Consider the following 22,531-nt stretch of genomic DNA (forward strand, 5'->3'; position numbering starts at 1 on the left):
TGGAACTTTTCTATCGAAATTTTGTTCGTTTTTGTTGGGCGGGAACGGGGGTGGAGGGCGTCGCGTGCACCCCGTGTGCGCCTTGGCTGTGACGAGTGTCACCGAAATGAACCGCGGGTCGCGCGGGGGTGGGGCGCGGGCCGTTCCCGGTGTGGAGACGGGCTGCTGTGGTCGGGCTGCGGACATGGCGCGATCACGTCGTGTCCGGGAAGCGGTCGGAGTGTGGCAAAAGTGCTACTGCGAACCGCGGCGCGACGGCTCGGGGGCCGGTCCGGCGGGGCGGTTGGGATGTCGCGTTAGGTGTGTTCCGTCCCTCTGTGTCCGGGATGGGGGCGGAGTGAGCTGTGACACCCCGATCCGCCCCCGGGTTCGCAACCGGGGCCTCAGCCAGGAAGAATCGGGGGTGCGCACCGCCGGGTGGTGCCCAGTGGTGAGACGCCGTACAGGGCGGGTTTCACGGGCTTCTGTTCCTGAGGCTCGTACGGGGAGGTGGCAGGGCAAGTGGTGGAGCAGCTGACGCAGCACGACCCGAGGAGGATCGGCCCGTTCGAGGTGCTGGGACGGCTCGGCGCCGGCGGCATGGGGCTCGTCTACCTCGCCCGTTCGGCTTCGGGCCGGCGGGTGGCGATCAAGACCGTGCGTACGGAGCTCGCCGAGGATCAGCTGTTCCGGGTCCGCTTCACGCGCGAGGTGGAGGCGGCCAGGGCCGTCAGCGGCTTCTACACGGCCGCGGTGGTGGACGCCGACCCGCGGGCCGCCGTGCCGTGGCTGGCCACCGCCTATGTGCCCGCCCCCTCGCTGGAAGAGATAGTGACCGAGTGCGGGCCCATGCCCGTCCAGGCGGTGCGCTGGCTGGCCGCCGGGATCGCCGAGGCGCTGCAGTCCATCCACGGTGCCGGGCTCGTCCACCGCGACATGAAGCCGTCGAACGTGCTCGTCGTCGAGGACGGCCCCCGGGTGATCGACTTCGGGATCGCGTCCGGGGTCTCCAACACCCGGCTGACCATGACGAACGTCGCCGTGGGCACCCCCGCCTACATGTCGCCCGAGCAGGCCAGGGACTCGCGCAGCGTCACCGGCGCCAGCGACATCTTCTCGCTCGGCTCCACCCTGGTCTTCGCCGCCACCGGCCACGCCCCGTTCCACGGCGCCAACCCCGTCGAGACGGTCTTCATGCTGCTGCGCGAGGGCCCGGACCTGGAGGGCCTGCCCGGCGAACTGCGTCCGCTGATCGAGTCCTGCATGCAGATGGACGCCGCGCTGCGCCCCACCCCCGCCGACCTCCAGGCCCAGCTCGCCCCGCACCTGTTCGCCTCCGGCGGCGACGACAGCGGCACGGCCTCGGCGTGGCTGCCGGCCTCCGCCACCACGATGATCGAGCAGCGCCGCGGCGGCCGGCGTCCCGCGCCCGCCCCTCCGGTGACCCCGCCGCCCCCGCCGCCCGGACCGCCGCCCGGCGGCCCCGACGGCGGTCGGCCCGCCACCCCCGACCCGCGCCCCTCGGTCTCCCTCTCGGCGCACGTCTCCGACGCGGGCGGCCCGGTGCGGCTGCCCGGGGCGAAGGTGCCGATCGGCCCCGGCCCGCGGGCCCAGGACGTGCGGTCCGCCGCCACGGCCGCCGCGGAGGCGGGCCCCGCGACCGGCTGGGTGCGCCCGCCCGCCGGGGTGGACGGTGCCACCCGGTCCGCCCCCGCCCCCGTGCCCGCCCCCGCGCAGCCCTCCGACCCCCCGCCCGAGCCGGACCGCTGGCGGCCCTGGCGGTTCCGGATGTCCAACGACGTGTGGGGGACACCCGTCGTCGCCGGGGACCTGCTCTACGTCACGTCGTTCGAGGTGCACGCCCTGGACGTCGGCAACGGGCGGCGCCAGTTCAAGACCCGCGACGTGGCCTGGGTGATGGCCGTCGAGGGAGGCAGGATCCACGCCTCCGACGGGCCGTCCCTGTACGCCCTGGACGCGGCGACCGGCGCCGAGCTGTGGCGGCTGCAGACGGACGCCTGGGTGTACTCCCTCAAGGCCGAGCGCGGCACCGTCGTCACCGGCACCCGCGGCGGCGGCGTCCAGGCGTGGGAGGCGTCCTCGGGCGAGAAGCTGTGGGAGAGCGGCGGCCTGCAGACCGACTTCGAGACGGCCGAGGCAGGCCCCGTCGTCCACGACGGCACCGTCTACCTCTGGCAGGACGCCCGGCTGCGCGCCGTGGACGCCCGCACCGGCATGGAGCGCTGGTCCTACCCCATCGGCGACGCGGCCTCCTGCGGCGGCGTGCCGGTCCGGGTGACGGCGGCCCCGGACGGCTACGTCTACGTCGGCGCGGGGGCCCGGGTCCTGGCCGTCGACACCATGTCCGGCCACGTCCGCTGGCACTTCGAGTCGCCCTCGGTCTTCCTCTCCCCGCCCGCCTTCGCCCCGGGCCCCGCCGTCACCGGCGGCGGCGTGTACCTCGCCGACTACCTCGGCACGGTGTACGCGATCGACGCCTCGACCGGCAAGGACCGCTGGCGCATCGCCACGGAGGCCCGCCAGTCGATCGAACCCGTCCTGGTGACGGCCGGGAACGTCCACGTCGGCAGCGGCAGCGCCCTGTACACGCTCGACGCGGTCACCGGCACCCCGAAGTGGCGGTTCGCGGCCGGCGGCGAGGTGGTGGGCTCCCCGGTGGTCGCCGACGGACGGGTCCACTTCGGCTCCGCCGACCACGTCCTGTACACCCTGGACGCGGCGGGCGGGCAGCTCCGCTGGAAGCTGGCGACGGGCGGTGAGATCACGGGCTCGCCCGTGGCGCAGGGCGGCGTCGTCTACGCGTGCAGCAAGGACCGCTGCGTGTACGCCCTGGACGCGCTCAAGGGCACGGGCACGGGAGGCCGGGCCCGGACGTGACGCACCGCCCGCACCCGGGGGCGTCCGGAGCCGTCCGTGGGCGAGGCCCTTTGCGCCCGGGGACCGCCCGGGGCGTCAGCGGTGCGGCGGACGGTCCGTGTCCGGGCTCCCGCCATACGGGCCCTGGTCCGGTGCGGCGTCCGGTACGACGGGGTGCGGGACGGTGTCCTGATCCCTGTGGCCTCCCGGGCGGTGGCCCGGGGGCGGCGGCCCCGTGTACAGCTCGGGTTCGGGCTCCGGCAGCGTGCTCGTCTGCACGGACGGGCCCGGCTCCTGCGTCGGCGGCCAGGTGTCCGGATGCTCCGAACCGGGTGCCGGGTACGGCCGGGCGCGCGCCCCGCGACCGGACCCCCCGCGACCGGGCCGCCCCGACATCACCGCCGCACCCACCAGCAACAGCACCCCGCCCGCCGCGGCCTGGGCCACCCCCCACCTCAGCCCGGAACCGTCGCCCGCGACCGCCAGACCGCCCGCCGCCTGCCCCTGGCGCACCATCCACAGCACGGTGAACCCGAGCACCACCACACCCGCAACCCCCACCAGCAGCCGGGACCGCAGCGCCACGCCGAGCACCGTCAGCAGTGCGGCGAAGAGGAACACGAGCAGGACCGATCCCAGGGGGCCCGGCCGACCGCCGGTGACCCCGGTGAACAGGTCGTCGATCCGGTACTGGCGCCCGAGACGGCCGTCGTACCAGTCACGGAAGGGGCTCAGCACGGCGGCCGTCGCTCCGGCGAGAGCGAGGACCGAGCCGAGGACGTTGCGGATCATCATCGGCCTCCTGCGGTGTGCGGGCAGGCATCACCGCTCTGCACCGCTTCTGCACCGCTCTCGGCCTCGACGCTACGCCCGCCTCCCCACCCCCGCCACCGTGCGCTAGCGTGTCGCGCGGTCGTTCGACAACAGAAGAAACGGACAACAACACAAGGGGGGCTGCATCGATGATGCGGCAGCACGTCAGGCTTTCCGCGGTACTGATCGTGGTGGTACTCGCTCTCACCGGTTTCTCCACGTCCACCCACGGTGGCCGCAGCGGCAAGAGCAAGGGGTCCAAGAGCAGCAGCGGCGGCGGTGGCTGCTCCAACTCCAAGAAGAGCAACAACGGTTACCACGGCAGCGACTACGACGACGATGACTACGGCTCGTCGAGCAGCTCCTCCGGCGGCACCGACTACGGCACCCCGACCCCGACCGCCACGGCGTCCGGCGGGCCCGAGACGTACGTCGTCCGCTGCGCCCAGCCCCGCAAGGGCAAGCGCAAGGCCGTGACCACCTCCACCGTCAGGCTCACCGCCGACGCCGGTGCCACCGGCTCGCACACCTACGAGGTCGACGTGACCTTCCTCGACGCGATGGGCAGGACCGTCGACACCGGCGAGGCGAGTGTGACCGCCGAGGGAGGCGAGACCAAGACCGTCTCCGTGCGGATGGACAACCCGCGCAAGGTCTCCAAGGTGAAGAACTGCCGCGTGGATGCCGAGCTGAGCTACTGAGCCGAGCCACTGAGCCGTCAGCGTGTCCGGAACCCGCCCCGGCCTCCGTCTCCGTCCCGGCTACGGCCCCGGAACAGCTCGGCCTGCTGTTCCGGGGGCAGGTTCCCCAGCGCGATCAGGTGCGGGGCATGGGCCATGGCCTGCGCCCTGGCCGCCTCCTTCGCGGACCACACCGCCCGCACCGTCCCCTGCACCGCCGCCGTCGGGTACGAGGCGATCACCTCCGCCGCCCGCAGCGCCGCCGCCACCGCCCCGCCGACCGCCGTCACCTCGCTGACCAGCCCGGTCTCGTACGCGCGGCGGGCCGTGACCCGCTCGGCCGTCCCCATCAGCGACATCCGGGCCACCTCGCCGAACGGCATCCGCTGCGCCATGGAGATCGCCTCGTACGCGCTGACCATGCCGTACGTCGTGTGCGGGTCGAAGAACGTCGCCTCCTCGGACGCGATCACGAACTCCGCCTCGCCCAGCAGGTAGAACGCCCCGCCGCAGGCCATGCCCTCCACGGCCGCGATCACCGGTTTCCACAGGTCGTTCGCCTTCGGCCCGATCGCGATCAGCGGGTCGTCGATCGTGTACGGGGACGAGGGCTGCGGCACCCGCGCGTCCCGGTCGATCCCGGTGCAGAAGGCCCGGCCGCCCGCACCGGTCAGGACCACCGCCCGCACGTCGTCGTCGTACCGGAACGCCCGCCACCCGGCGGCCAGTTCACCCGCCGTCGCCGGATCGACCGCGTTGAGCCTGGCCGGCCGGTCGAGGGTGACGAGCGCGACCCCGGTCTCCTTGTCCGTCTCGATGCGCAGCGCCACCGCCGCTCACCTCTCCAGCAGCCAGCGCACCAGCGTCACCCCGGACCCGGCCGGGCAGAACACCGCCCGCACCGGTGCGCCGATCCGCAGCCGAGCCGGGTCGACCGAGTCCAGCGGGGCGTCCGGCCCGCTCACCACGTTCCCGACCAGCCGGATCCCCGGCGCGTCGGCCAGCTCGACCACCACGGCGTTGTACGGGGCCTGCGCGGCGTACGCCGGCAGCAGCGGCGGATGCGGCAGCACGTACGACCAGATGCGCCCGCGCCCGCTCGTCGGCCGCCACTCGCTGTCGAAGGACCGGCAGTGCGGGCAGCACGGCCGGGGCGGGAAACGGAGCCGCCCGCACTCCGGGGCGGCGCACGCCTGGACCCGGAGTTCGCCGCGGGCCGCGTACTCCCAGAAGGGGGCGCCGTCCTCGTCCACGACGGGCAGCAGCAATCCATCCATTGCGGTCAACTCCTCAGCAGTACGGCGGATGTGGGCACGCCCTCGCCCGCGGTGACCAGGCACGTGGCGGCGTCCGGGACCTGGGCGGTGGAGTCGCCGCGCAGCTGCTTCACGCCCTCGGTGATCAGGTTGAAGCCGTGCACGTACGCCTCGCTGAGCCCGCCGCCCCCGGTGTTGATCGGCAGCCGGCCGCCGCTCTCCAGCGCCCCGCCCTCGGTGAACGCGGCGCCCTCGCCGCGCCCGCAGAAGCCGTAACCCTCCAGGGAGAGCGGGACGAGCGGGGTGAACGCGTCGTAGATCTGCGCCACATGGACGTCGTCCGGGCCGAAGTCGGCCTGTTTCCACAGCTGCCGGGCGGCCGTCCAGGCGGGGCCGGAGAGCGGATCGTCGTTCCAGTAGTTGACCATGCCGTGGTGCTGGGCGGGCAGGCCCTGGGCGACGGAGTGGATGTAGACGGGCTTGCGCCGGCAGTCGCGGGCCCGCTCCGCCGACACGACGACGCAGGCCAGCGCCCCGTCCGTCTCCAGACAGTTGTCGAAGAGGCAGAGCGGCTCGCTGATCCAGCGCGAGGTCATATACATGTCGCGGGTCAGCGGCCGTTCGTACATCACCGCGTCCGGGTTCTGGTTGGCGCGGTTGCGGCAGGCGAGGGCGACGTTGAAGAGATGGTCGCGGGTCGCCCCGTACTCGTGCATGTACCGCCGGGCCAGCATCCCGATCTCGTCGGCCGGCCGCAGCAGCCCGTACGGGCGGGTCCACTGGCCGGGGGTGGGCAGTTGCACCGCGGTGTTCCTCCACGGCCGGGGGCCCGAGCCCCGCTTCCGCGACCGCCAGGCGACACCCACGCTCGCCTGCCCGGTCGCCACGGCGGCGGCGAGGTGCGCGATCGTCGCGCAGGAGCCGCCGCCCCCGTACCCCACCTTGCTGAAGAAGGTGACATCGCCCGCCCCGACGGACTTGGCGATCTCGACCTCGTCGGTCTCCTCCATGGTGTACGAGGCGAACGCGTCCACCTCCGACGCGGCGATGCCCGCGTCGTCGAGCGCCGCGACGATGGCCCGGCAGGCCAGGGTCTTCTCGGATTCGGGCAGTCGTTTCGCGAAGGCCGTCTGTCCTATGCCGGCTATCGCCGTCGCGTCCTTGAGCGCCGTCACCGCCACCTCCCAGGCAGTCATGACTGCTGACAGCGGCTGAGGCTACAGCTAATCTGACGGATAGTCAGCTATTGCGTCAGGAGGACGGACGATGCGCGGCGACGAGCAGTGGGGCAGCATCCCGGGGCTGGTGCGGGCGGCGGCGCGGCGGTACGGGGACCGGGAGGCGGTCGTCGAGGGCCGGACCCGCATCTCGTACGCCGCGCTCGGCGAACGCGTCGAACGGGCCGCCGCGGCGTGTCTGGCCTCGGGCGTGGAACAGGGGGACCGGGTCGCGATCTGGGCCCCGAACACCCTGGACTGGATCGTCTCCGCGCTCGGCGCCGTCACGGCGGGCGCGGTCCTCGTCCCCCTCAACACCCGCTTCAAGGGCACGGAGGCGGCGTACGTCCTGCGACGCAGCCGGGCGAAACTCCTCTTCGTCACCGGCACCTTCCTCGGCACCTCGTACGTGGCGTCCCTGCGCCGGGCGGGGACGCCGCTCCCGCACCTGGAACGGGTGGTGGTGCTCGCCGACTCCGCCCCCGACGACTACGTCACCTGGAAGGACTTCCTGGCGGCGGGGAAGGGGGTGTCCGGGACCGAGGTGCGCGCCAGGGCCGATGCCGTCGCCCCCTCTGCCCCCTCCGACATCATCTACACCTCGGGCACCACGGGTCGGCCCAAGGGCGCGGTGATCACCCACGCCCAGACCCTGCGCTGCTACGCGATCTGGAGCGAACTGGCCGGTCTGCGCGAGGGCGACCGCTATCTGATCGTGAACCCCTTCTTCCACACCTTCGGCTACAAGGCGGGCGTCCTCGCGTGCCTGATGCGGGGCGCGACGATGGTCCCGCAACCGGTGTTCGACGTGGACACGGCCCTGGCCAACATCGCCGCCGAACGCATCTCGGTCCTCCCGGGCCCGCCCACCCTCCACCAGTCCCTCCTGGACCACCCGGCGCGCTCCGCCCACGACCTCTCCGCCCTGCGCCTGGTGGTGACGGGCGCGGCGGCCGTCCCGCTGAAACTGGTGGAGCGGCTGCGCACGGAGCTCGGCGTCGCGACGGTCCTCACCGCGTACGGCCTCTCCGAGGCGAGCGGCATCGTCACGATGTGCCGCCGCGGCGACCCGGCCGGGACGATCGCCTCGACCTCGGGCCGGGCCATCCCGGGCACGGAGGTCCGCGTACGGGCCGAGCCCGGCGAGCCCGGCGAGATCCTGGTCCGCGGTTTCAACGTGATGGCCGGCTACTTCGAGGACCCCGACACCACGGCCGCCACGATCACCCCGGACGGCTGGCTCCGCACCGGCGACGTGGGCGTCCTCGACGAGGCGGGCAACCTCCGCATCACCGACCGGATCAAGGACATGTTCGTCGTCGGCGGCTTCAACGCGTACCCGGCCGAGATAGAACAGCTCCTCGGCCTGCACCCGGACGTGGCCGACGTCGCGGTGATCGGCGTCCCCGACCCCCGGCTCGGCGAGGTCGGCAAGGCGTACGTGGTCCGCAGACCGGGCGCGACGGCGACCGCCGACGACCTGATCGCCTGGTCGAGGCGCGAGATGGCGAACTACAAGGTCCCCCGGGCGGTCGAGTTCGTCCCCGGCCTCCCGCGCAACGCGAGCGGCAAGGTGCTGAAGGGGGAGTTGCGGGGGCGGTAGGGGCGGGCGGCGGACACGGAAAGGGGCACGAGCCGTCCGGCTCGTGCCCCTTCGTCACTGTGTGCCCGCGGTCGTTGCCGTGGGCCGTGTCCGCTGCCGTGGCCCGCGGACATGCAGCGGCCGCGACGGCTCCCCCTCCGCGCCGCCGCGGCCGCTCCCCCGTCGAGTGAGGTTTCAGGCCTTCTCGGAACCCGCGTGGTTCTCCTGCGTCTTGAGGAGGTCCTTCGGCGTGCTGCCGGCGTGGTTCTCCAGGGTCGTGATGTCCTCGCCGACGCTGCCGGCGTGGTTCTCCAGCGGCTTGACGGTGCCGCCGCTGCTCGGGCTGCCGGCGTGGTTCTCCTGTGTGATCGCGGCACCGGTCTTCGGCTTCAGTGCGTCGCTCATGCCTGTCAACTCCCCAGAGATCTTGCTTGCTCGGTCGGCGATGCCTGTCCAGCTGTTCCCCCGTGGACTGCTGGACAGGCATGTCAGGGCCGTTCACCCTAGCGGTGTGGTCCCCCCTGCGATCCGTCTGCCCCCCGACAGGGCGGATCGATGGGCTTAAGACTGGCGAGTGGCGATAAACGTTCGATGAACGCCGGCGATTTTCTTCCGGACCCGGCGGCTCAGGCGGTGCCGGCCGGGGTGAGCAGGGCCCGGACCTTGTCCGCCTCCGCGGCGCCGAACTGCTCGTGGATGGCGAGTGCTTCGGTCCAGCATGCATGGGCCCGGTCGATCTGACCGAGGCGTTCGAGGGCGTGTCCCAGGGTGATCAGAACATTGCCCCGCATCCACTCGCCCCCGATGACGCGCAGGGCCAGTGCCTGCTCCGCGTGCTGGGCCGCCCGCGCGGGGCGCTCGTCCGTCAGGTGCGCCTCCGCCATCCGGAAGTGGGTCGAGCCCTCCCAGAGCCGCTGGCGGTTGTCCTGGAACACGCGCAGCGCCTCGTCGAGTTCCTCCAGGGCCTCGGTCGGCCTTCCGGCCTGGGTGAGCGCGATGCCCAGGGCGAAGCGGCCGTTGGCCGTACGGAGACTGAGGCCCATCCCGTCGAAGATGGCCGTCCCCTGCCGGGCGAGCTCGACCGCGCTGGCCGTGCGGTTCATGTTCACGTGGATGCGGGAGAGGTTGCACAACGCGGACGCCTCGCCGACCAGGTTCCCGTCCGCCCGGTAGCGGTCTATCGCCTCCTGCAGGAACTCCTCGCCCTCCTCGTGCCGCCCCTGGTAGAACGCGATGATGCCGCGGTCGTTGGGCGCCCAGCAGGCGGGGATCGGGTCCTTGGTGGTCCTGGCCAGGTCCATCGCGTGCCGGGCCTCCTCGTCGGCCAGCGTGAAGCGGCCGGAGACGAGGAAGACGGTGGACAGCGAGGCACGGGCCCGCGCCTCGGAACGGGGGTCGGCGGCAGCCCTCGCGGCATCGCGCAGGGCCGCGCCGGTGATCTCGTACTGGCGGGAGTTCGCCCCCGACTCGGCGAGGTCCTTCGCCGCGCAGAGCAGGTCGACGGCGCGCTGCAGCATTCCGTTCGACGCGCTCTGATGGGCGCAGGCGAGCAGCGAATCGGCCTCGCTGTACAGCCAGTCCACCGCCTCGTGCCCGTCGGAGAATTCGAGCCCCGGGTGCTCGGTGGCCACCAGGTGGGCGACGGCACGGTCCCCCGGCCGCTCCAGCGCGTACACCCCCGCCGCCGTCGCCAGGTAGAAGTCCAGCAGGCGGGAGAGGGCCGACTCGCGTTCCTCCAGGGGCTCTTCGCCGCGTTCCGCGCAGGAGCGGGCGTAGAGGCGCACCAGGTCGTGGTAGCGGTACCGGCCCGGGGCCGCCGACTCCACGAGGCTGGTGTCGACCAGGGCCTCCAGGAGGTCCTCCGCCACGTGCACGTCCAGGTTCAGCAGGGCGGCCGCCGCGGCGAGGGAGATGTCGGGGCCGTCGGCCAGGCCGAGGAGGCGGAAGGCGCGGGCCTGGGCGGGTTCGAGCTGGCCGTAGCCGAGCTCGAAGGTGGCCTTCACCGCGAGGTCACCGGCCTGGAGCTCGTCCAGGCGGCGGCGTTCGTCCGCGAGCTTGGCGGCGAGGACGGAGACCGTCCAGGTGCGGCGGGCGGCCAGGCGGGAGGCGGCGATGCGGATGGCCAGGGGGAGGAAACCGCAGGCGGCGACCACGTCGAGGGCGGCCTCGCGCTCGGAGTTGATGCGTTCCTCGCCCACGATGCGGGTGAAGAGCTGGAGCGCCTCCTCGGGCGACATCACGTCCAGGTCCACGAGGTGGGCACCGGCCAGGTCGACCATGCGGACGCGGCTGGTGACCAGGGCCGCGCAGCCCGCGGTGCCGGGGAGGAGGGGGCGGATCTGGGCCGCGTCGTGGGCGTTGTCGAGGAGGACCAGGATGCGGCGGCCGTCCAGGATGGACCGGTACAGCGCGGCGCGTTCGTCCAGCGAGTCGGGGATCGCCGAGTCCGCCGTGCCCAGGGCGCGCAGGAACGCGCCGAGGACCGTCTCGGGTTCGGCGGCCCGTGCCCCCGCACCCTGGAGGTCCACGTACAGCTGGCCGTCCGGGAAGTGCTGGCGCGCCTGGTGGGCGACGTGCACGGCGAGGGTCGTCTTGCCGACGCCGCCGATGCCGGCCAGCGCCGAGACGGCCATGACGGACCCCTCGGCGGTCGCCAGCCGGGCGCCGAGTTCGCGCACGAAGGAGGAGCGGCCGGTGAAGTCCGGCACGGTGGCCGGAAGCTGGGCGGGGCGCACCGGCGCGGGGGCCGGGGCCGGTTCGTCCGTCGGGCGGGCCAGTTCCTCGTCGGCCTGGAGGATGCGCTGCTGGAGCTGGGCCAGCTCGGGGCGCGGGTCGACGCCCAGTTCGTCGGCGAGCAGCCGGCGGGTGTCGGCGTACACCGCGAGTGCCTCGGCCTGCCGGCCGCTGCGGTACAGGGCGATCATGAGCAGTTCGCGCAGCCGCTCGCGCAGCGGGTGCGCGGCGGTGAGGGCGGTCAGTTCGGAGACCGCCTCCGCGTGGTTGCCGACCTCCAGGTCCAGGTCGAGGCGGGTCTCGGTGAGCTGGAGCCGCCATTCCTCCAGCCGGGTCCGCTGGTTCTCGGCGTACGGGCCGGGCACGGACGCCAGCGCCTCGCCGTCCCACAGCCCGAGCGCCTTGCCGAGGAGGGTGCGGGCCTGGGCGCGGTCGCCGCCCGCGCGGGCCTTCTCCGCCTCGGCCGCCAGGTCCTGGACCACGTTCACGTCGAGGGCGTCCCGGCCGGCCCGGATCGCGTACCCCCCGGCGTCGCTGACCAGGGTCTGCGGGTCCAGGAACTTGCGGAGCCGGGAGGCGTACGTGCGTATGGTGGCGAGCGCCTGCGAGGGCGGTTCGTCGCCCCAGATGGCGTCGATGAGCTCGGCGGCGGTGGCCGTGCGGCCGTCGCGCAGCAGCAGCGCGGTCAGCAGGGCGCGCTGCTGCGGTGAACCGGACGGCAGCGCCTCGCCGTTCCGCCACGACCGCACCGGACCGAGCACGGAGAAGCGCAGGTCGGCACCGTGTGCCGACCACTGCTGCGGAGCACGCTGCTCCGGAACACGCACGCGCGGCCCGTTGTCACGGTCCATTGCTGCCTCCTGTCCTGCTCGCCCCGCCGGTGCCGCCGACCGTGCCGGTGCCGCCCGTCCGGATTACCCGTCCCTGTACCGGTCCGGGTCGGGTGGATCCGGATTGCTCGGTACCGCTGGTATCGCGCTCAACAGTCTGCCTTGTCTTGGGCGGGCACGACAGCAGTGGGTGACGCTCTGCACAAGCCCTCGACAACGATTTCGGAAAGGGTGGCCGAACGGATAGCTGACGGTTCGTCAGATCGGCGCTACCGTGTTGGACATGGAGACCTTCCCGAAGATCATCTCGGTGGACGACCACACGGTGGAGCCCCCTCATGTCTGGCGGGACCGGCTCCCGTCCAAGTACCTCGACCGCGGTCCGCGGATCGTCCGCGCCCCGCTCAAGGAGATGACGTTCCTGGGTGGAAAGTTCGCACCCGTGATGGGGGAGCGGGGCGACGACGGACCGGTCGGCGACTGGTGGGTGTACGAGGACCTGCACCGGCCGCTCACCCGGCTCGACACCGCGGTCGGCTGCGACCGGGACGAGATCAAGCTGGAGATCATCACGTACGAGCAGATGCGTCCGGGTTCGTTCTCGGTGCCCGAGCGGCTCGCCGACATGGACGTCAACCACGTCCAGTCCGCCCTCTGCTTCCCCACCTTCCCCCGCTTCTGCGGCCAGACCTTCACCGAGGCGAACGACCGTGAGCTGGGGCTGCTCGGGGTGCGCGCCTACAACGACTGGATGGTGGAGGAGTGGTGCGGGCCCGAGGCGCGGGGCCGGCTCATCCCGCTCACCCTGATCCCGCTCTGGGACGCGCACCTGGCCGCCGAGGAGGTCCGGCGCAACGCGGCCCGCGGCGTGCGCGCGGTGGCGTTCTCCGAGATACCCCCGCACCTCGGTCTGCCGTCCATCCACACGGACGAGTGGGATCCGTTCCTGCGGGCCTGCGACGAGACGGGGACGGTGATCGCGATGCACATCGGCTCGTCCTCGAAGATGCCGTCCACCTCGGCCGACGCCCCGCCCGCCGTCGGCTCCACCATCACCTTCGCCAACTGCTGCTTCTCCATGGTCGACTGGCTGATGAGCGGCAAGTTCGAACGCTTCCCGAACCTGCGGATCATGTACGCGGAGGGCCAGATCGGCTGGATCCCGTACATCCTGGAGCGCGCCGACGTGGTCTGGGAGGAGAACCGGGCCTGGGGCGGCGTCGTCGACAAGGTCCACCGGCCGCCGTCGGAGCTGTTCGCCGAGCACGTCTACGGCTGCTTCTTCGACGACGCCTTCGGCCTGAAGAACCTGGACGCGATCGGCGTGGGGAACGTCCTGTACGAGACGGACTACCCGCACTCCGACTCCACCTGGCCCAAGTCGCGCGAGGTCGGCGAGGCGCAGATGGGGCACCTGGACGCCGATGTGGTGGACCGGATCGTGCGCCGCAACGCGATCGACCTGCTGGGGCTGACGGACGACGGGCTGTGGGCGGGGAGCGGGGGAGGACGGTAGGGGAGGCGGGGGGACGGAAGGACGTGACACCCGGGGGTGGGGTGTCACGTCCTTCTCGCGCCCGGGTGTCCGGGCAAGGGGGGGCAGGCCCTGACGACCGGGCCCCGGAGTCAGGGCCCGGAGGCGATCAGATCCTGGTGATCGGCTCCTGGAGCTCCGTCACCCACTGGTCCCGGTCCTCGGGGCACTCCAGGTTGATCTCGCGGGCGTACCCCGCCGACCGGTAGCCGTGGGCGTCGATCCAGCGGGCCAGGGTCTGGGACGTCGGCAGCACCCCGTCCATCGACCCCCGGTGGACGATCGTCGCGGCCTCGAAGGCCGGCAGCTCGACCACCGTGATCCCGGTGTCACCGAGCGGACCCGCCGGGGCGGAGACCGTGACCCCGGCGTGGACGACGACCCCACCGCCCTCCGGCGCGTCCTCGTAGTACGCGATTCCCGGTCCGCACGGAACGGTGCCCGCCGCGTCCAGCAGGGGGAACAGCCGGTCGTACAGCGGGCCGATCACGGGGGAGATGTGCTCCGGCCCGTAGCTCGCCGCGGTGCCGGTCAGCTCGGCGACCCGTACCGCCGCGATCTTCTTGACGACGACGTCGTTCGTGGACATGTGTCCCTCGCTCTCGATCGACCGGAGCCTCGCCTCGACCTGTGCCAGCCGTGCCGCCGCGGCCCTCATGGCCTCCTCCAGTTCCGCCCGGCGCAGCCGCAGCATTCCGCGCAGCTCCTCCGGCCCCACCTGCTCGTCGAGGACGGCTCGCACCTGCTGGAGCGTGAAGCCGAGGTCCTTGAGGGCGATGATGCGGTTGAGGCGGGCGAGCTGGGCGGCGCCGTAGAAGCGGTAACCGCTGGCGGGGTCGGTGCGGTCGGGGTGCAGCAGCCCGATGGCGTCGTAGTGGCGCAGCATCCGGGCCGACACCCGGCCGTAGCGGGCGAAGTCTCCGATGGTGAACATGATGTCTCCACCCCACGGCTTCACACGGTGTCAAGGTCAAGCCCCGCTGCCGGGCACGGGTGGGGCACGGGTCGAAGGAACTCCCGCCCCCTCGCACGGAAAGCCGCGGAAGCGGAAAAGGAACGGCGCCGGGGAAGGGGTCGGGGAAGGGGGCGGGGCAAGGAACGGGAGCGGTAAGGGGGCGGGTAACGGGAAGCAATTCCGTTCCGCTGTCGGCACTCCCGCACGGGCGGTGAAAAACGGCGGAAGAGAAGGAGGAGGGGGGAAGAGAAGCGGGAAGCGGAGAGCGGGAAAAGGCAGGAGCCCCGTTCCCCGCCGAGGCGGAGGAGCGGGGCTCCTTGGGTACTACTAGCCGGCCGCGATCGGCCGACCCGGGCAACTAGGCCGGGGTGACGTTCTCAGCCTGCGGACCCTTGGGGCCCTGAGTGACGTCGAAGTTCACGACCTGGTTCTCCTCGAGGGAGCGGAACCCGGACGCGTTGATCGCGGAGTAGTGGACGAAGACATCCGGGCCGCCGCCGTCCTGGGCGATGAAGCCGAAGCCCTTTTCAGCGTTGAACCACTTGACGGTTCCGGTAGCCATAAGCCCTCCTTGGGCCAAAGGGTTGCCCTGCTCCAGAACCTGCATAGAAGTCTGAAAACTACAAAAGCCTGCGGGTTACATGCTCCGCAGGCTCTGTACTGCAAGGGAAACCAAACTGCAACTTGCGTCGAGCCTAGCACGCAGCGTGTATCGAGGGGTAGAGGGAAAGATCACTTCACCCGGATGTTTGATTGCCGTGCTGATGAGCTGACGAAGTAGGTGCACCGGAGGGTGTCGCGGAGGTGCCTTCAAGGGGTACGGAAGGAGTCCTCGCGGCACTTCCCGGCACTTCCGGAGCGTGGCGCGCGTACTTCCGGAGCGTGGTGCGGGTGCTCCCGGGAGTGGGTGCGCGTACCCCCGGAGCGGGCGCGTGTGTTCCTGGGGCGGGCGTGCGTGCTCCCGGGAGTGAGTACGTGTGTTCCACGGGGTGAGATCGGGGACGCCCCGCGCCCCGGTGCCGTCCGGGCGGCACCGCGGGTCTAGCCTCGCGATGTGGACAATTCAACCGTTTCAACCGTCGCGGGCGACGGCCGCCGCAGCCGGCCACGCGTCGGCCACATCCAGTTCCTCAACTGCCTGCCGCTGTACTGGGGGCTGGCGCGCACCGGAACCCTGCTCGACCTGGAGCTCTCGAAGGACACCCCGGAGAGGCTCAGCGAGCAGCTGATCAGGGGCGATCTGGACATCGGCCCCGTCACGCTGGTGGAGTTCCTGCGCAACGCCGACGACCTGGTGGCCTTCCCCGACATCGCGGTGGGCTGCGACGGGCCCGTCATGTCGTGCGTGATCGTGTCGCAGGTGCCGCTGGATCGGCTGGACCGGGCCCGGGTGGCGCTCGGCTCGACCTCGCGCACCTCCGTACGACTGGCGCAGCTGCTGCTCGCCGAGCGGTACGGGGTCGCCCCGGACTACTACACCTGCCCGCCCGACCTGGGCCTGATGATGCAGGAGGCGGAGGCGGCCGTGCTGATCGGCGACGCCGCGCTGCGCGCCAACCTGCACGACGCGCCCCGGCTCGGCCTCCAGGTCCACGACCTCGGGCAGATGTGGAAGGAGTGGACCGGGCTGCCGTTCGTCTTCGCTGTCTGGGCGGCCCGCAGGGACTACCTGGCGAAGGAGCCCGACCGGGTGGGCGAGGTGCACGAGGCGTTCCTGGCCTCGCGGGACCTCTCCCTGGAGGAGGTCGCCAAGGTCGCGGAGCAGGCGGCGCGTTGGGAGGCCTTCGACTCGGAGGTGCTGGAGCGGTACTTCACGACCCTGGACTTCCGCTTCGGCCCGGCCCAGCTGGCGGGCGTGGCGGAGTTTGCGCGCCGGGTCGGCCCGACGACCGGCTTCCCGGCGGACGTGGAGGTCGAGCTGCTCGGCGGCTGACCGGGGCCCGGCGCGGTGTGGGCGGGGTGCGGCCGTGGCTGCGGGCTGCGGGATTGTGGGGCGCGGGTGGGGGTGCGAGGCGCGGGTGCGAATGCGCGGATCGGGCCGCCTCGGGGGAATGCACCGGACATAGGTGAATCCTGTACTTTCCGGGGCGGTTATCTCTTCCCGTGCTCTCTTCCGGCCCTCTCCGCGCTTCCTTCGCCCCTTCCCGGCCCGTTCCGTCATCGATTCGGGGCAATACGCGTCGAATAACCGATTGCCCGGAGAGGAGACGGCGGGTCGGTTCACGTGTCGTAATCGCTCAGGCGAACGACGCATTCACGCCTTTTGTTGTGCCGAAAACTGTTGTTCGTTCCCTTGGGGGCGAAATAGGCGGATGGTTTCCTCTGTGGCCCGATGACCTTCGCCCCCTAGGCTTCGGTCGGAGGTCGGGCCGGTACACAGGGGGAGTCCATATGCAGCCGCTGGAAGCCGGCGAACCGTTGAGCATCGGCTCCTACCGATTGCTCGGCAGGCTCGGCGCGGGCGGTATGGGCCGGGTCTATCTGGGGCGCAGCACGGGCGGACGCACCGTCGCGGTCAAGGTCGTGCACCCCCATTTCGCCCTCGACGAGCAGTTCCGGGCCCGCTTCCGGCGCGAGGTGGACGCGGCGCGGCGGATCGGTGCGCAGTGGACGGCGCCGGTGCTGGACGCCGACCCGGACGCGCCCATCCCGTGGGTCGCCACCGGCTACGTGGCCGGGCCCCCGCTCTCCGCCGCGGTCGCCGAGCACGGGCCGTTGCCCGAGAACGCCGTGCGGACGCTGGGTGCCGGGCTCGGGGAGGCGCTGGCCGCCGTGCACGAGCAGGACCTCATCCACCGCGACGTGAAGCCGTCCAACGTGCTGCTGGCCCTCGACGGCCCCCGCCTGATCGACTTCGGGATCGCCCGTGCCCTCGGCGCCACCGCCTCGCTCACCTCCAGCGGGGTCTCGGTCGGCTCGCCCGGCTACATGGCACCCGAGCAGATCCGGGGCGTCGACGTCTCGGGCGCGGCCGACGTCTTCTCGCTCGGTGCGGTCCTCGCGTACGCGGCGACCGGGACCGCCCCCTTCCTCGGCGACTCCTCGGCCGTGCTCCTCTACAAGGTGGTGCACGAGGAGCCCGAGCTGGGAGAGCTGGAAGGGGACCTGCGGGAGATCGTCGCGGGCTGCCTGATGAAGGACCCCCGGGACCGGCCCACGCCCCTGGAGCTGGCCCGGGGGCTGGCGCCGGGCGGGGCCGCCGCGCTGGTGGCGGCCGGCTGGCTGCCCGGACCGCTGGTGCGCGAGGTCAGCCGGGCGGCGGTCGCGCTGCTGGACCTGGAGCCGCAGGACGCTCCGGCGCAGTCGGGCCCGGTGCCGTTCAGCAGCGCCTCGTGGGGCGACGACGGAGCCGGAGGCGCGAACGGCGCCGGGAACACGGGCGGGGCCGGGGACCCGGGCGGCGGGTTCGGGCCGCCGGTCGAGCCCTTCCCCACGCACGACCCGACCCGGCTCTCCCATCCGGGCATACTGCCCTCGTGGCCCACGGCGACCGGTGCGGCCGAGCCGGTCGGAACGTCGGCGGCAGCCGGGTCGCGCGGGCGGCCCGGTGTGTCGGGGCTGCCCGGACCACGGGTCGCCGACCCCCGGTTCTCCGTCACCGTCAGCGCGGACTCCGCCCCGGCCCGGCCGGACCCCAACCGCGGCCGGAGGCTGAGCTGCACCGTCGCGCTCGCCGTGGCGGGCGCGTTCGTCGCCGTGACCCTGGGCAGCGCGTTCCTCCTCGACCTGATGCCGGGCGGCGGCAGTCGCAACGGCGCCGATCAGGGCGGTGCCCGCCCCGAGCCGAACGCCTCCCAGTCCAGCCCGTCGCGGCCCTCCGACGCGGGCACGGAGGACGGCTCGGGCACGGACGATCCGGGCGCGGGCAGCTCGGACGAGGTCTCCGCGCTCCCGAAGGAATTCGTCGGCACCTGGAAGGGTCCGGTCACCGAGAAGACCTCGGGACAGCCGCACGGAACGCTCACCGCCGTCTTCACCGCCGGGAAGAAGGGCGCGGACGTGGTCCGCATGAACACCGAGCTGACCAGCCTCGGCATCACCGTCAGCTGCAACAGCGTCGCCGCCCTCGCCTCCGTCACCGGCAAGGAGGTGACGCTCGAGGAACGCACCGACCCGGACCGCCCCAGCACCCCCGGCCTGTGCACCTCCACCACCTCCGTCGTCCACTTCACCCGCACCGCCGACGGCACCCTGGAGTTCCGGTCCGAGGAGCGGGGAGCGGGGCTTCCGTACGGCACGCTGACCCGGTCCGGGGGCTGACCCCGGCAGGGGCTGGCGTACGCTGAACCGGTCCGTAGATCGTTGAAAAACCGCCGAAAGGTGACAGCCCGGTGACCGAGAAGGCCGACCTTCAGCCCATCCTCGACCGAGCCGCCGAAGGCGGTCGGATCTCCGCGCAGGAGGCGCTCGACCTCTACCGCTCGGCGCCGCTGCACGCCCTGGGCGCGGCTGCCGACGCCGTTCGCCGACGCCGGTACGCCGGTACGGAGCACATCGCGACGTACATCATCGAGCGCAACATCAACTACACGAACGTGTGCGTCACGGCCTGCAAGTTCTGCGCCTTCTACGCCGCTCCGAAGGACACCGCCAAGGGCTGGACCCGCGACCTCGACGACATCCTGCGCCGCTGCGCGGAGACCGTCGAACTCGGCGGCACCCAGATCATGTTCCAGGGCGGCCACCACCCGGACTACGGCGTCGAGTACTACGAGGAGCACTTCTCCGCGATCAAGAAGGCGTTCCCGCAGCTGGTCATCCACTCGCTGGGCGCCTCCGAGGTCGAGCACATGGCCCGGATCTCCAAGGTCTCCGTCGAGGAGGCCGTCCGGCGCATCCACGCCGCCGGTCTCGACTCCTTCGCGGGCGCCGGCGCCGAGCTGCTGCCGGCCAGGCCGCGCAAGGCGATCGCCCCGCTCAAGGAGTCCGGCGAACGCTGGCTGGAAATCATGGAGATCGCGCACGGCCTCGGCGTCGAGTCCACCTCCACCATGCTCATGGGCACCGGCGAGACCAATGCCGAGCGCATCGAGCACCTGCGGATGATCCGCGACGTTCAGGACCGGACGGGCGGCTTCCGGGCGTTCATCCCGTACACGTACCAGCCGGAGAACAACCACCTGAAGGGCCGGACGCAGGCGACGCTCTTCGAGTACCTGCGGATGATCGCCATCGCCCGGATCTTCCTCGACAACGTCGCGCACATCCAGGGCTCCTGGCTGACCACCGGCAAGGAGGTCGGCCAGCTGACCCTGCACTACGGCGCCGACGACCTCGGCTCGATCATGCTGGAGGAGAACGTGGTCTCCTCGGCCGGTGCCAAGCACCGCTCCAACCGCATGGAGATCATCGACCTGATCCGCAAGGCCGGCCGGGTACCGGCGCAGCGCGCCACCACGTACGAGCACCTCGTCGTGCACGACGACCCGGCGAACGACCCGGTCGACGACCGCGTGGTCTCGCACATCTCCTCCACGGCGATCGAGGGGGGCACGGCGCACCCCGAGCTGAAGCTCCTGAACGCCAACTGAGTCCGACCGGCAGTCCGACCGGCAATGAGGAGGCCGCGTTGCTGACGATCCACGCCGCCGACGCGGTGCACGGGGGACCGGACGGGGCGGACGCCGTGGCCGTGGACGGTGCCGTGGTCGTCGCCGTCGGGCCGTGCGCGGAGCTGGCCGCCGCCCGGCCGCGGGCCCGGATCCGGCGGTGGTCCGGCCTGATCACCCCGGGGCTGCTGAACGCGGGCGCCCCGGAACTGCTGGAGGCCGCCTACCACCCGGACCCGCGCGAGGCGGACGAGCTCGGCGACCAGCCGCTCACCGGGGACGCGCTCGACGCGCTCGGCATGGACGACGCCCGCTGGGGCGCGAGCGCCCGGCGCGGACTGCAACGGATGCTGCGGCACGGCACGACCGCCGTCCGGGGCCCCTTCACCCGCCCGGCCGTGCGCACCGCCGTCGCCCGTTCGGGCCTGCGCGTCCACGCCCCCGCCACCGGACCGGCGGCAGGACCCGTCTCCCTGGACCCGCTGGCCGCCGGGCCGGGAGGGGCCGGGGCGTTCGCGGCGGCCCTCGACGTCGGCGGGCCCGCGGACCTGGCGGTGTTCGGCGTACCGGACCTGGCGGCGCTGCTCGCCGAGGGCGCCGGGTGCTGCACGGCGACGGTGCTCGACGGACGGCTGGTCTTCCGGCGGAGCTGAGGGGCGTACCCTCCCGTGCCCCTCCCGTTCACGGCACCACCGGGCCCCCTCCTGTTCACGGCACCGCCGGGCCGCCCAGGTAGCGGCCCTCGGCGTCGTACGGCCAGGCGTTGGAGACGCAGCCCTTCAGCCCGTATATCTGCTGCATCATCGCGGGGGCGGGGCGGCCCCTGCCCGGACAGGTCTCGTGGCCGCGGCCCAGCCAGTGGCCCACCTCGTGATTGATGATCAGGGCCCGGTACTCGGCGAGCGGGCCGTGGAACTCGGGCGACCCCCGCTGCCAGCGCTTGAGGTTGACCATGACGTCGGTGCCGACCCGGCAGTTGACCTCGCCGTGGGTGTCGAGGCCGCCCCTGCCGCAGACGGCGTCGGTGGTCCCGGGCGTGGCGATGCGGATCACCAGGCCCGCCGGTCCCTCGGAGACCCGGCGGAAGGTGTGTTCGCCGCGGTGCGACCAGCCGCGCGGCGAGGCCAGGACGCGGGCGATCTCGGCGGCGGCCCGGTCCGCGTCGACGCCCGCGCCCTTCTCCACCTCGACCCGGTACGGCCTGCCGCCGCCCCCGCTCCCGCCCTCCCGGGCCTCGGCGCGGGCGACGGTGAACGTGCCGGTGCCCGACGGCGTCCCGGACGCGGCGGGCGCGCCCGCCGGCTCCTTCTCGTCCCCGGCCGACCACCGCGGCCCCACCACGACGGCGGCACAGATCAGCGCCACCGGTACGACGGCCGTGACCAGCCGCCGGCCGCGGCCCCGCTCCGGTCGCCCCCGCCGACCCGCCCCCTGTGCGGACATCTGTGCCCTCCCCGGCCCCGGACGGCCCGGTGCCCCCTTCTGTACTGACCCCCGACGGGCCCGGTCGGTTCATTCCGTCCGCCCCCGACTCCGGCCGACGCAAAGCGCCGCGAACCGGGCTGCTTGAATGGGCGGGTGACCCGAGCCTCCCTGGACAAGCAGCCGCACGAAGTCGCCACGATGTTCGACAAGGTGGCGGCGAACTACGACCTCACCAACGACGTGCTCTCCCTCGGCCAGGCCAGACTGTGGCGCAAGGAGGTCGCGAAGGCGGTGCACGCCCGGCCCGCCGAGAAGGTCCTCGACCTGGCGGCGGGCACCGCGACGTCGTCGCTGCCGTTCGCCGCGACGGGCGCGTACGTCGTGCCGTGCGACTTCTCCCTCGGCATGCTGCGGGAGGGCAAGAAGCGCAACTCCTGGCTGCCCTTCACCGCGGGCGACGCCACCGGGCTGCCGTTCCGCGACGAGACCTTCGACGCGGTGACGATCTCCTTCGGGCTGCGCAACGTCCAGGACACGGACGCCGCGCTGCGCGAGCTGTACCGGGTGACGAAGCCGGGCGGCCGGGTGGTGATCTGCGAGTTCTCCCAGCCGACCTGGGAGCCGTTCCGCACGGTCTACACCGAGTACCTGATGCGGGCGCTGCCGCCGGTCGCGCGCGCCGTCTCGTCCAACCCCGACGCGTACGTCTACCTCGCCGAGTCCATCCGCGCCTGGCCCGACCAGCCCGGCCTCGCCGCCGCGCTCCAGCGGGCCGGCTGGTCGAAGGTCGCCTGGCGCAACCTCACCGGCGGCGTGGTGGCACTGCACCGGGGCGTACGCCCCTGAGCCGCGCCGGGCGCACGTACCGGAGTACTCGGAGTGCCCGACGGCCTCGGAATGCACCGGGCGTACGTCCCCGTACGTACCCGAATGTAACGCTCCGGTGACTTTCGCCGACGGGAACCGGGCATCGGTGAAGATGTGTCCCTGACAGGTCAGGTCTTCCCGTGTCCTGTTCCCGTTTCCGTATCTGCCGTCGGAGCCTTCATGTCGTCGTACTGCCCCTTCTGCGGAACTCCGGCTCCGGACGAGGCCCGCTTC

18 protein-coding genes and 1 pseudogene are annotated in these 22,531 nt (G+C 72.5%); 10 read left to right on the forward strand and 9 right to left on the reverse strand.

Annotation, left to right across the window (positions count from 1 at the left end):
• Positions 1–501: 501 nt before the first annotated feature.
• On the forward strand, positions 502–2,877 hold the full coding sequence (locus ACWCXX_RS03505) for an outer membrane protein assembly factor BamB family protein (protein WP_451123862.1): 2,376 nt from the start codon (positions 502–504) through the stop codon (positions 2,875–2,877).
• 75 nt (positions 2,878–2,952) lie between these two features.
• Here ACWCXX_RS03505 and ACWCXX_RS03510 read toward each other — a convergent pair whose 3' ends face one another.
• Positions 2,953–3,648: a hypothetical protein gene (locus tag ACWCXX_RS03510; protein ID WP_451124360.1), complete on the reverse strand. Its 696-nt coding sequence runs from the start codon at positions 3,646–3,648 to the stop codon at positions 2,953–2,955.
• 170 nt (positions 3,649–3,818) lie between these two features.
• Here ACWCXX_RS03510 and ACWCXX_RS03515 point away from each other — a divergent pair, with 170 nt between their 5' ends.
• Positions 3,819–4,370, forward strand: a complete 552-nt coding sequence (locus ACWCXX_RS03515) for a hypothetical protein (protein WP_451123864.1) — start codon at positions 3,819–3,821, stop codon at positions 4,368–4,370.
• Positions 4,371–4,387: 17 nt separating this feature from the next.
• Here the strand turns inward: ACWCXX_RS03515 and ACWCXX_RS03520 are convergent, their stop codons facing one another.
• The 3 genes from ACWCXX_RS03520 to ACWCXX_RS03530 are packed head-to-tail and all read right to left on the reverse strand — an operon-like array spanning position 4,388 to position 6,780.
• Positions 4,388–5,179 carry an enoyl-CoA hydratase/isomerase family protein gene (locus ACWCXX_RS03520; RefSeq protein ID WP_451123866.1) on the reverse strand — a complete coding sequence of 264 codons (792 nt, stop codon included), beginning with the start codon at positions 5,177–5,179 and terminating at the stop codon, positions 4,388–4,390.
• 6 nt (positions 5,180–5,185) lie between these two features.
• Positions 5,186–5,626, reverse strand: a complete 441-nt coding sequence (locus ACWCXX_RS03525; RefSeq protein ID WP_451123868.1) for a Zn-ribbon domain-containing OB-fold protein — start codon at positions 5,624–5,626, stop codon at positions 5,186–5,188.
• A 5-nt stretch (positions 5,627–5,631) separates the two neighbouring features.
• Positions 5,632–6,780 carry a lipid-transfer protein gene (locus tag ACWCXX_RS03530; protein WP_451124362.1) on the reverse strand — a complete coding sequence of 383 codons (1,149 nt, stop codon included), beginning with the start codon at positions 6,778–6,780 and terminating at the stop codon, positions 5,632–5,634.
• 91 nt (positions 6,781–6,871) lie between these two features.
• On the opposite strand from ACWCXX_RS03530, the gene ACWCXX_RS03535 reads away from it, so the two are divergent.
• Positions 6,872–8,425, forward strand: a complete 1,554-nt coding sequence (locus ACWCXX_RS03535) for a FadD3 family acyl-CoA ligase (protein WP_451123870.1) — start codon at positions 6,872–6,874, stop codon at positions 8,423–8,425.
• Positions 8,426–8,599: 174 nt separating this feature from the next.
• Here ACWCXX_RS03535 and ACWCXX_RS03540 read toward each other — a convergent pair whose 3' ends face one another.
• On the reverse strand, positions 8,600–8,809 hold the full coding sequence (locus ACWCXX_RS03540; protein WP_388991708.1) for a hypothetical protein: 210 nt from the start codon (positions 8,807–8,809) through the stop codon (positions 8,600–8,602).
• 221 nt (positions 8,810–9,030) lie between these two features.
• Positions 9,031–11,988, reverse strand: a complete 2,958-nt coding sequence (locus ACWCXX_RS03545) for a BTAD domain-containing putative transcriptional regulator (RefSeq protein WP_451123872.1) — start codon at positions 11,986–11,988, stop codon at positions 9,031–9,033.
• A 262-nt stretch (positions 11,989–12,250) separates the two neighbouring features.
• Between ACWCXX_RS03545 and ACWCXX_RS03550 the strand changes: the two genes are divergently transcribed.
• The gene (locus tag ACWCXX_RS03550; RefSeq protein ID WP_451123874.1) at positions 12,251–13,483 is read left to right on the forward strand and encodes an amidohydrolase family protein; all 1,233 of its coding nucleotides are present in this window, start codon (positions 12,251–12,253) and stop codon (positions 13,481–13,483) included.
• A gap of 127 nt (positions 13,484–13,610) precedes the next feature.
• Here the strand turns inward: ACWCXX_RS03550 and ACWCXX_RS03555 are convergent, their stop codons facing one another.
• Positions 13,611–14,435: a MerR family transcriptional regulator gene (locus ACWCXX_RS03555; RefSeq protein ID WP_451123876.1), complete on the reverse strand. Its 825-nt coding sequence runs from the start codon at positions 14,433–14,435 to the stop codon at positions 13,611–13,613.
• Positions 14,436–14,814: 379 nt separating this feature from the next.
• On the reverse strand, positions 14,815–15,018 hold the full coding sequence (locus tag ACWCXX_RS03560) for a cold-shock protein (RefSeq protein WP_003967102.1): 204 nt from the start codon (positions 15,016–15,018) through the stop codon (positions 14,815–14,817).
• A 492-nt stretch (positions 15,019–15,510) separates the two neighbouring features.
• Between ACWCXX_RS03560 and ACWCXX_RS03565 the strand changes: the two genes are divergently transcribed.
• From ACWCXX_RS03565 to ACWCXX_RS03580, 4 genes are all read left to right on the forward strand, one after another.
• Positions 15,511–16,389 carry a menaquinone biosynthetic enzyme MqnA/MqnD family protein gene (locus ACWCXX_RS03565; protein WP_451123878.1) on the forward strand — a complete coding sequence of 293 codons (879 nt, stop codon included), beginning with the start codon at positions 15,511–15,513 and terminating at the stop codon, positions 16,387–16,389.
• 458 nt (positions 16,390–16,847) lie between these two features.
• A complete protein-coding gene (locus tag ACWCXX_RS03570; protein ID WP_451123880.1) occupies positions 16,848–18,716 on the forward strand; it encodes a protein kinase domain-containing protein in 1,869 nt (622 codons plus the stop codon).
• Positions 18,717–18,787: 71 nt separating this feature from the next.
• Entirely contained in the window at positions 18,788–19,987 is a 1,200-nt protein-coding gene (gene mqnC, locus ACWCXX_RS03575; protein WP_451123882.1) for a cyclic dehypoxanthinyl futalosine synthase, read from the forward strand.
• A gap of 38 nt (positions 19,988–20,025) precedes the next feature.
• Positions 20,026–20,658, forward strand: a complete 633-nt coding sequence (locus ACWCXX_RS03580; protein WP_451123884.1) for a hypothetical protein — start codon at positions 20,026–20,028, stop codon at positions 20,656–20,658.
• A 55-nt stretch (positions 20,659–20,713) separates the two neighbouring features.
• On the opposite strand, the gene ACWCXX_RS03585 is transcribed toward ACWCXX_RS03580, so the two are convergent.
• Positions 20,714–21,448: a DUF3152 domain-containing protein gene (locus tag ACWCXX_RS03585; protein ID WP_451123886.1), complete on the reverse strand. Its 735-nt coding sequence runs from the start codon at positions 21,446–21,448 to the stop codon at positions 20,714–20,716.
• Between the two features lie 135 nt (positions 21,449–21,583).
• Here ACWCXX_RS03585 and ACWCXX_RS03590 point away from each other — a divergent pair, with 135 nt between their 5' ends.
• The gene (locus ACWCXX_RS03590; RefSeq protein WP_451123888.1) at positions 21,584–22,276 is read left to right on the forward strand and encodes a demethylmenaquinone methyltransferase; all 693 of its coding nucleotides are present in this window, start codon (positions 21,584–21,586) and stop codon (positions 22,274–22,276) included.
• Positions 22,277–22,477: 201 nt separating this feature from the next.
• Positions 22,478–22,522 (forward strand): annotated as a pseudogene (locus ACWCXX_RS03595) (hypothetical protein); the annotation flags it as partial.
• Between the last annotated feature and the right edge of the window lie 9 nt (positions 22,523–22,531).

Source organism: Streptomyces sp. NPDC001732 (genome assembly GCF_053596315.1).

Excerpts from the sequence above, each read along its gene's own strand:
- ACWCXX_RS03510 (WP_451124360.1), bottom strand. The coding sequence starts at position 3,648 with ATGATCCGCAACGTCCTCGGCTCGGTCCTCGCTCTCGCCGGAGCGACG.
- ACWCXX_RS03585 (WP_451123886.1), bottom strand. The coding sequence starts at position 21,448 with ATGTCCGCACAGGGGGCGGGTCGGCGGGGGCGACCGGAGCGGGGCCGC.
- ACWCXX_RS03560 (WP_003967102.1), bottom strand. The coding sequence starts at position 15,018 with ATGGCTACCGGAACCGTCAAGTGGTTCAACGCTGAAAAGGGCTTCGGC.
- ACWCXX_RS03570 (WP_451123880.1), top strand. The coding sequence starts at position 16,848 with ATGCAGCCGCTGGAAGCCGGCGAACCGTTGAGCATCGGCTCCTACCGA.
- ACWCXX_RS03550 (WP_451123874.1), top strand. The coding sequence starts at position 12,251 with ATGGAGACCTTCCCGAAGATCATCTCGGTGGACGACCACACGGTGGAG.
- ACWCXX_RS03525 (WP_451123868.1), bottom strand. The coding sequence starts at position 5,626 with ATGGATGGATTGCTGCTGCCCGTCGTGGACGAGGACGGCGCCCCCTTC.
- ACWCXX_RS03515 (WP_451123864.1), top strand. The coding sequence starts at position 3,819 with ATGATGCGGCAGCACGTCAGGCTTTCCGCGGTACTGATCGTGGTGGTA.
- ACWCXX_RS03555 (WP_451123876.1), bottom strand. The coding sequence starts at position 14,435 with ATGTTCACCATCGGAGACTTCGCCCGCTACGGCCGGGTGTCGGCCCGG.
- ACWCXX_RS03540 (WP_388991708.1), bottom strand. The coding sequence starts at position 8,809 with ATGAGCGACGCACTGAAGCCGAAGACCGGTGCCGCGATCACACAGGAG.
- ACWCXX_RS03545 (WP_451123872.1), bottom strand. The coding sequence starts at position 11,988 with ATGGACCGTGACAACGGGCCGCGCGTGCGTGTTCCGGAGCAGCGTGCT.
- ACWCXX_RS03535 (WP_451123870.1), top strand. The coding sequence starts at position 6,872 with ATGCGCGGCGACGAGCAGTGGGGCAGCATCCCGGGGCTGGTGCGGGCG.